Annotated in this window: 2 protein-coding genes; both read right to left on the minus strand. The window is 58.0% G+C overall.

What is annotated here, in order from left to right; genetic code table 11:
• Window positions 1-41 precede the first annotated feature (41 nt).
• Entirely contained in the window at window positions 42-839 is a 798-nt protein-coding gene (locus ACIQJ2_RS38245) for an IS3 family transposase (protein WP_400678244.1), read from the minus strand.
• A complete protein-coding gene (locus tag ACIQJ2_RS38250) occupies window positions 836-1198 on the minus strand; it encodes a transposase (RefSeq protein ID WP_007603601.1) in 363 nt (120 codons plus the stop codon). Before ACIQJ2_RS38250 ends, ACIQJ2_RS38245 begins: the two co-directional genes overlap by 4 nt.
• Between the last annotated feature and the right edge of the window lie 78 nt (window positions 1199-1276).

A 1276-nucleotide genomic window follows, 5' to 3' on the forward strand; every position in this document is an offset into this window, starting at 1 on the left:
TGGAGTGAACCCTTCGGGCTGGACCAGCGAGGCGCTTCAAACTAAGCCGCCTGCTGGGCGAGTTGGGTTTCAAAATCCGCTGGCGACATGTAGCCAAGGGCCGAGTGAAGCCGCTTGGCATTGTAGATCTCCTCAATGAACTTGGGCAAGCGTTCGGCCACATCCGCGAATGTCTCGTAGCCGGCGATGTAGACGTCCTCGACTTTCAGGGTTTTCATGAAGCTCTCTGCCTGAGCATTGTGATAAGGGTTGCCGACGGCGCTCATGGAACCCTGCAGACCGCCGGCATCAAGCGCTCGTCGATAGGTCTCACTCGCGTATTGGCATCCGCGGTCTGTGTGGTGGATGCAGCCGGGTGGAGGCTTTCTGTTCTCAAGCGCGGAACGTAACGCTGCCAACGCCAGCGGCGTATCCAGGCGTTTTGACAGGCCATAGCCGACGACTTTCCGGCTGCAGGCGTCAAGAATGACGGCGAGATAGCAAAAGCCGACGGCTATACGGATGTATGTGAAGTCGGCCACCCAGACCATGTCAGGCCGCGACGGGATCACATTCCGATAAAGGTTCGGGTAGATCGGTGAATCGTGGTTGCTATCCGTCGTGCGAACATACCGCTTGCGAGGCCTGATCCCGAGACCGTTGGCCCGCATGACGCGGGCGACACGCTTGTGGTTGACCAAGTGCCCTCTTCGCTGAAGCTCGTGCGTTACGCGTCGGTATCCGTAGCAGGGCAGCTCGTCCTGGATATCCTCGATGATAGCAACGAGTTCCGTATCCCCAAGGTTCAACTCTCTCGCAGTTGATCGATAATAATAGCTGCTTCTCGGGAGATCGATCATTTCGCACCCCCGTCTGACAGAACAGGCCGGGGACCGGTGATGATGGAGGAGTTCCCGCTGTCGCCGGCGATCGGCTGGCGCGGAGTTTTTTTCACCAGGTCAAGCTCCATCGTGAGCTGGCCGACCTTGCGTTCAAGCGCCGCAATGTGTGCCTCGTACTCGGCAATAACGCTGGCCTCTGCTTCCTCGTCGTTCAGTTCGCCACGATCGAACTGCGTGAGCCACAACTGGATAAGATTAGCCGAAACGCCATAGGTACGCTGCGCATCGCGCCGTCCAATGACGCCGTTCCGGATATCTTGGCAAAGCTGCAATTTGAACGGCGTCGAATGCCGTCGATATGGACCTCGGGACTTCATGAGCCTTCTCCGATTGAGCCCCGCAGAGTGTATCAGTTTTTCCGTGTCCCGTGGTCCAGCCCGAAGGGTTCACTCCAC

The organism is Rhizobium sp. NPDC092011, assembly GCF_044756305.1.
GTDB lineage: Bacteria > Pseudomonadota > Alphaproteobacteria > Rhizobiales > Rhizobiaceae > Rhizobium.

Coding starts and splice junctions, on each gene's coding strand:
- ACIQJ2_RS38250 (WP_007603601.1), bottom strand. CDS start 1,198: ATGAAGTCCCGAGGTCCATATCGACGGCATTCGACGCCGTTCAAATTG.
- ACIQJ2_RS38245 (WP_400678244.1), bottom strand. CDS start 839: ATGATCGATCTCCCGAGAAGCAGCTATTATTATCGATCAACTGCGAGA.